We start from the raw sequence: 6,508 nt of genomic DNA on the forward strand, positions 1-6,508 counted from the left end.
AAGGTGATTCCGCCGATCCATAGCCTTTGCCCGCGCCTCAGGTCCACGCACTGGCGCTCGCCCCGGCTTTAGGTTAGCGGGAAGGCCATGTCGGCACCTCACATCGTCGCGCTGGGCGGCACCCTGCGGCCCGAATCCGCCACCGGGCGGCTGCTCGCGGCAACGCTCGAAATGGCCGCGGCGCGCGGCGCCCGCACCACCTTGCTCACCGGCGAGGCGATCGCCTTCCCGCATTACGAGCCGGGCAATGTCGAAGGCAACGAGGCCGTCGGCCGCTACCTGGAGGCGCTGCGCACGGCGGACGCGGTGATCGTCGGCTCGCCCGGCTATCACGGCACGCTCTCCGGGCTGGTCAAGACCGCGCTTGATTATGTCGAGGCGCTGAGCAAGGATGAGCGCCCCTATCTCGACGGCCTGCCGGTGGGCCTGATCGCCACCGCCGCGGGCTGGCAGGCGGCGGTCTCGACGCTGCAGGCGCTGCGCACCATCACCCATGCGCTGCGCGGCTGGCCGACGCCGATGGGCCTGGCGATCAACACCGCCGAGCCGGGCGACGCCCTGGACAAGTGCAACGGCCCGATGGAAGTGATGGTGGGCCAGATCTTCACCTTCCTGGAGCGCCGGGCCGGCTAGGGACCCTAGGGTTGCCCGGCATTTAACGGTTTCGTGAGGCTTGCTTCCTAGAATGGCAGGATGGACGAGGCTTCGGCACAGGAAGGCATCGGCAATCGCCGACGCGCCACGCGCACCATCCTGGCGGTCGACGACAGCCGGACCAATCTACATGTGCTCGCGCATCGCCTGGGCCAGCTCGGCTATCTCGTCGTGCTCGCCGATCGCGGGTCGCAGGCGCTCGAGCTGATCTCGGCGCGCGGCTTCGATCTGGTGCTGCTCGACCGGGTGATGCCGGAAGTGTCCGGCCTTCATGTGCTGCACGAGATCCGCGGCACGCGCGACACCATCGACCTGCCGGTGATCATGGTCACCAGCCATGACGAGCCGGGCAGCGCGGTCGAGGCCCTGCAGGCCGGGGCCGACGATTATCTGGCGGCCCCCTATCCGTTCGAGGAGCTGGCCGCGCGGATCGAGCGCACCTTGTCGCGCTCCGACCGGATGGAGGAGCTGAAGCGCTCCAACCTCGCGCTCGACGCGCGCATCGCCGCGCGGGCGATCGAGCTGGGCGAGGCGCGCAGCGAGCTCGCCATGGCCCGGGTGGAGCTGGAGCGCCGCCAGCGCGCCTGAGCGCGGTTCAGCGCTCGAACCAGTGCCGCCCGACGAAATAGGCGGTGATCACGAAGGCGATCGCCAGGCAGAGGATCGCGATCGCGTCGAACGCCCAGGGCTCCCGCGCGAACCACAGGCCCTCGACATTCATGCCGTAGAGGCCGGTGACGAAGGTCAGCGGCAGGAACACCATCGCCGCCACCGCGATCACCAGCGAGCGCTGGTCGATCAGCTCGGCGCGCAGGTCGGTGAGCGTCTCGTGGGTGAGCGCGGCGCGCTCGCGGATGCTCTCCAGCTCCTCGGCCATGCGCGCGGCGCGATCGGCGGCGGCGGCAAGGTGGAGCCGGTCGTCATCGGCCAGCCATTCGACCGGCAGCCCGGCGAGCTTCTCCAGCGCGGCGCGCTGCGGATAGAGGAAGCGGCGCAGCCCGATCGCCTTCACTCGGGTCTCGTTGACCAGCCGGCGCAGATCGAAGGCACGGTGCTGCGAGATATGCTCCTCGCAATCGTCCAGCGAATCGCCCAACTCGGCGACCATGGGATCGAGCTCCTCGGTGATCGCCTGGGCGATCGCGGCGATCAGGTCGCCGGGGTCGAGGATCTTGCCGTCCTCCACTTGCTTGCGCACCGGCTGGATCGCGTTGAGCTGCTTGCGCGAGACCGAGAAGACGCAGCCGCCATGCGCGTACATGCGGATCGAGGCGAGCGGATCGGAATCGCCGAGCGCCTCGGACGACATGCCGCGCAGGTTGACCAGCGCCGCCGGGCCGAACAGGTCGCAGCGCGGGCGCGTCTCCATCGCGGTGAGCGCGTCGATCACCGGCTGGGCAAGCCTGGCCTCGCCGCCCAGCCAGAGCTGGGCGCGCTCGTCATTGGTGTTGAGATGGATCCAGCTGAGGCTGGCATCCTGGCCGAGCGCTTCCTTGAGGATCGGCTGCGCGACCTTCCCGTCGCGGACGATATAGGCGAAGCCGCTCATCCGGCGATCTCCAGCCATATGGAGAGGCCGGGCCCCGGCGCTTCGGGAGGAGCGGTGAGGGCGATGCGCGGCGCATCGGCGCGGGCGCGGTCGAGGATGGCGGTCGGCACCGCGGGAAGGTGATACACGCGCTCGGCCTGCGCAAGCGCGCGCGCCTGGCGCAGCGTCAGATCGTCCGGATCGGCGCTGCATAGCGTGAAGCGCAGCAGCCGGGCGGCCGCCGGCGCGCGCAGCCGCGCCACCACGTCGCCGCCAAGCCCCTCCGCCAGCGCGGCGGCGATGGCACGGCGGCGATCGGCCAGGTCGGGAAAACGCGCGCGCAGTTCGGGCCGGGCAGCGTGGAGCGCGCGCGCGGTATCGCCCAGATCGGCGGGCAGCTCGGCCTCGAGCTTCTGGCGCAGCGCCGCCGCCAGCCCGGCCGACACCCCGCCGGTGCCCACCGCCACCAGCACCGGATCGCGCGCCACGATCGCGGGCAGAGTGAAGTCGCACAGGTCCGGGCGGTCGACGGTGTTCACCAGCACGCCGCGGGCGCGCAGGCGCGCGACAATGGGTCCGGGATCGTCCGCGGCGACGATGGCGAGCGCAGCCACGGCCTCCTCGCCGACGATCGCCGCGCCGGCGCGCTCGAGCAGCCGGCGCTTGGCTTCCGCCGCTTCGCCCATGCCGATCAGCATGACCGGCCGCCCCGCCAGCTTCACGAAGATCGGCAGGGCGCTCAGCGTCATTGTTCCAGCCAGTCCGGTATCTGTTCCGCGCCCATGATCGTCTCGGCGGTGATCCGGCCCGCGACCACTTCGAAGCGATCGCCCGAGACGAGCACTTCGGGCACCAGCGCCCGGCTGTTATAGGTGCTGGCCATGGTCGCGCCATAGGCGCCGGCGCTCTGCAGCACGGCCAGGTCGCCGCTCTTCACCCGGTCGATCTCGCGGTTCTTGAGGAACACGTCGCTGCTCTCGCACACCGGGCCGGCGACGTTCGCCACCATCGTCTCACCGCTCGGCGTGACCGAGGCGAAGCCGTGCCAGGCATCGTAGAGCGCGACGCGCGCCAGGTCGTTCATCGCGGCGTCGACCACTACCCAGGGATTGGTCACCCCCGGCTTCACCCACAGCACTTCGGTGAGCAGCACCCCGGCATTGGCCGAGATGTGTCGGCCCGGCTCGAACATCAGCTCGACGTCCCAGTCCCTGGTCACCCGCGCGACCATCTCGCCGAACGCGGCCGAAGTCGGCGGCACGTCGCCAGGCTTGTAGGCGACGCCCAGCCCGCCGCCCAGGTCGACATGGGTGATCCGGTGCCCCGCGGCGCGCAGCTCGGCGACGAGCCGGCCGACCCGCTCGAACGCGGCCTCGAGCGGATCGAGGCTGAGCAGCTGGCTGCCGATGTGCACGGCCACGCCGCGCAGGTCGATGCCCTCCAGCTTCGCCAGCCGGTCGAAGATCGCCGGGGCCTGGTCGATCGGCAGGCCGAACTTGTTCTCGGCCTTGCCGGTGGAGATCTTCTCGTGCGTGCCGGCATCCACGTCGGGATTGACGCGCAGCGCCGCCGGGGCGGTCATCCCCTTGGACCGTGCGATCTCGGCGAGGACGACGCCCTCTTCCTCCAGCTCGAGGTTGAACTGGCCGATCCCGGCGTCGAGCGCCTGGTGCAGCTCCTTGCGCGTCTTGCCGACGCCGGAGAACACCACGTCGTGCGCCGGGATGCCGGCGGCCAGGGCGCGCGACAGCTCGCCGCCCGAGACGACATCGGCGCCGAAGCCTTCATTGGCGAGCAGGCGGAGCACCGCGAGGTTCGGATTGGCCTTCACCGCGAAGGCGACATGGTGCCGGCCGACCGGCTCCAGCCCCTTGCGAAAGGCGCGGGCGGCGTCGCGGAACGCTTCGGTCGAATAGACATAGACCGGCGTATCGACCTGCTCGGCGATGCGCGCGAGCGGAACATTCTCGGCGTGCAGGGCACCGCCGATCACTTCGAAATGGGACACTGAGAGACTTTCTGTGGGCTTAGCGCGGCGGCAGGTCGAACGTGTCGCTGCGCCGCTGGTCCGAGCTTTGGATGAGATCGTCGCTGCGCGCGGGGCGCGTCTGCGTCGGCGGATTGAGGAGATCGCCCGGCGACGGCGTCGCGCGCGCGCCATAGGGCGCGGGAGGCAGCGACGCCGCCGCCACGGGTTTGAGCGCTTCGCGCGCACCGCAGCTCGCCAGGGCGAGCCCGCCCGTGGCCGCGATCGCCAGCATCACCAGTCGCTTCATCGCCCTTCCTCCTGACGGTTCTTCCTCGCCGCCGCGATCGCCTCGCGCACGCGCCCGGGCGAAGTGCCGCCAAAGCTCGTCCGGCTCGATACCGAAGCATCGACGCTGAGAACGTCATATACGCGTTCATCGATCCGCGTGTCGATTTCCTTGAGTTGGGTGATCGATAGCTGATCGAGACGTATGCCCTCGTCTTCCGCCTTCGCCACCGCGCGCCCGGTGATGTGGTGCGCCTCGCGGAACGGGATGCCGCCCTCGCGCACCAGCCAGTCGGCCAGGTCGGTGGCGGTGGAGAAGCCCGCCTCGGCCGCCGCGCGCATCCGGTCGAGCCGGAAAGTCGCGCTTTCCACCATGCCGGTCATCGCCGCGATGCTGAGCCCCAATAGGTCATGCGCCTCGAACACCGGCGGCTTGTCGTCCTGCATGTCCTTCGAATAGGCGAGCGGCAGCCCCTTCATCGTGATCATCAGGGACACCAGCGCGCCGGTGATCCGCCCCGAATGCCCGCGCACCAGCTCGGCGGCGTCGGGGTTGCGCTTCTGCGGCATGATCGAGCTGCCGGTCGACCATTGGTCGGACAGCGAGACGAAGCCGAAGGGCTGGCTGGCCCAGATCACGAATTCCTCGGCCAGGCGGCTGAGGTGGAGCGCGGTCTGCGCGGCGGCGGTGAGATATTCGATCGCGAAGTCGCGGTCCGACACCGAATCGAGCGAGTTGCGCGTCGGCCCGTCAAAGCCCAGCGCTTTCGCCGTCGCCTCGCGGTCGAGGTCGAAGCCGGTGCCGGCGAGTGCCGCCGAGCCGAGCGGGCACAGGTTCAGGCGCGCGCGCGCGTCCTTCAGGCGACTGCGATCGCGCACGAACATCTCGAAATAGGCCATCAGGTGATGGCCGAGCGTCACCGGCTGGGCGACCTGGAGATGGGTGAAGCCGGGCATCACGCTGTCGGCATGTTCCTCGGCGCGGGCGAGCAGCGCGTCCTGGAGCGCGCCCAGCGCCGCCTCGGCCTGGTCGACCGCGTCGCGCACCCAGAGGCGGAAATCGGTCGCCACCTGGTCGTTGCGCGAGCGGGCGGTGTGGAGGCGCCCGGCCACCGGCCCGATCTTCGCCGCCAGCCGCGATTCGGCGAGCATGTGGATGTCCTCGAGCGCCAGGTCCTCGGGCACGCCCCCGGCCTCGAAATCGGCGGCGACTTCGCCCAGGCCGGCATGGATCGCCGCTGCGTCCTCCGCGGCGACGATGCCCTGCGCGCCCAGCATCGCCACATGCGCCTGGCTGCCGCGCAGGTCCTGGCGCCACATCCGCTTGTCGAAGGGGATGGATGCGTTAATCTCGCGCATCACCGCGGACGGGCCTTCGGCGAAGCGCCCGCCCCACATGGCATTGGAGCTGTCCTTGCGCTCGGCTATCTCTCTTCTCCTGCTCGGCACCCTGATGATCGCGGGGTGCGATAAGCGCTCCGGGCCCGCGCAGCAAGCAAACGAAACTATGCCGGCGGCCAGTGGCGCTGCGGCGGCGGACAAGGGCAAGATCGACCGCAGCCACAAGGGGGAGGCCGCGCCGGACACCGCCTTCACCGATCCGGACGGCAGGAAGACCAGCCTCGCCGCCTTCAGGGGCAAGCCGGTGCTGCTCAACCTCTGGGCGACCTGGTGCATCCCCTGCCGCGCCGAGATGCCGACGCTGGATGCGCTTGCCGGGCAGAAGGGCGATGCGCTGCGCGTGATCACCTTGAGCCAGGACTTCAAGGGTCGCGAAGTCGTTGATCCCTATCTCGCCAAGGCCGGGTTCAAGCATCTGAGGCCCTGGACCGATACCGACGCGGCGTTCAGCCTCGGCATGCAAGTGAACCTGCCCACCACGATCCTGTTCGATTCGGCCGGCAGGGAAGTGTGGCGCGTCGCGGGCGAGATGGACTGGACCGGGGCCAAGGCCGCCGCGCTGCTGGCGGAAGCGCGCTAGGTTGAGAACCCAAACAAGTATCTGATCTTTCACCGTCATCCCGGCCTTGAGCCGGGATCCCGCTTCTTCCTGTGCTGGCGAGATAGCGGGA

At 69.9% G+C, this 6,508-nt stretch carries 8 protein-coding genes; 3 read left to right on the plus strand and 5 right to left on the minus strand.

All coding sequences use genetic code 11. The features are described from left to right. Positions 1 to 87: 87 nt before the first annotated feature. Both ACIQCS_RS20680 and ACIQCS_RS20685 read left to right on the plus strand, forming a co-directional pair. A complete protein-coding gene (locus ACIQCS_RS20680; protein WP_280281376.1) occupies positions 88 to 633 on the plus strand; it encodes an NADPH-dependent FMN reductase in 546 nt (181 codons plus the stop codon). A gap of 60 nt (positions 634 to 693) precedes the next feature. Further along, positions 694 to 1,242: a response regulator gene (locus tag ACIQCS_RS20685; protein WP_345849359.1), complete on the plus strand. Its 549-nt coding sequence runs from the start codon at positions 694 to 696 to the stop codon at positions 1,240 to 1,242. A gap of 7 nt (positions 1,243 to 1,249) precedes the next feature. Here ACIQCS_RS20685 and ACIQCS_RS20690 read toward each other — a convergent pair whose 3' ends face one another. Genes ACIQCS_RS20690 through argH form a run of 5 tightly spaced genes read right to left on the minus strand, consistent with a single transcriptional unit; the run spans position 1,250 to position 5,834 of the window. Then, positions 1,250 to 2,203: a CorA family divalent cation transporter gene (locus ACIQCS_RS20690; protein WP_345849358.1), complete on the minus strand. Its 954-nt coding sequence runs from the start codon at positions 2,201 to 2,203 to the stop codon at positions 1,250 to 1,252. Further along, the gene (locus ACIQCS_RS20695; protein WP_345849357.1) at positions 2,200 to 2,931 is read right to left on the minus strand and encodes an NAD(P)-dependent oxidoreductase; all 732 of its coding nucleotides are present in this window, start codon (positions 2,929 to 2,931) and stop codon (positions 2,200 to 2,202) included. Before ACIQCS_RS20695 ends, ACIQCS_RS20690 begins: the two co-directional genes overlap by 4 nt. Continuing rightward, positions 2,928 to 4,190, minus strand: a complete 1,263-nt coding sequence (gene lysA / locus ACIQCS_RS20700) for a diaminopimelate decarboxylase (RefSeq protein WP_345849355.1) — start codon at positions 4,188 to 4,190, stop codon at positions 2,928 to 2,930. Before lysA ends, ACIQCS_RS20695 begins: the two co-directional genes overlap by 4 nt. Positions 4,191 to 4,209: 19 nt before the next feature. After that, the gene (locus ACIQCS_RS20705; protein WP_345849353.1) at positions 4,210 to 4,458 is read right to left on the minus strand and encodes a hypothetical protein; all 249 of its coding nucleotides are present in this window, start codon (positions 4,456 to 4,458) and stop codon (positions 4,210 to 4,212) included. Next, complete coding sequence (gene argH / locus ACIQCS_RS20710) at positions 4,455 to 5,834, minus strand: argininosuccinate lyase (RefSeq protein ID WP_345849351.1); 1,380 nt, start codon at positions 5,832 to 5,834, stop codon at positions 4,455 to 4,457. The genes ACIQCS_RS20705 and argH overlap by 4 nt, the downstream gene beginning before the upstream one ends. A gap of 109 nt (positions 5,835 to 5,943) precedes the next feature. Between argH and ACIQCS_RS20715 the strand changes: the two genes are divergently transcribed. Beyond that, positions 5,944 to 6,417 (plus strand): TlpA disulfide reductase family protein, encoded by a 474-nt coding sequence (locus ACIQCS_RS20715; protein ID WP_345849350.1) that lies wholly within the window; start codon positions 5,944 to 5,946, stop codon positions 6,415 to 6,417. Positions 6,418 to 6,508 lie beyond the last annotated feature (91 nt).

This window comes from Sphingomonas sp. NPDC092440, from assembly GCF_044754985.1.
Classification (GTDB): Bacteria; Pseudomonadota; Alphaproteobacteria; order Sphingomonadales; family Sphingomonadaceae; genus Sphingomonas.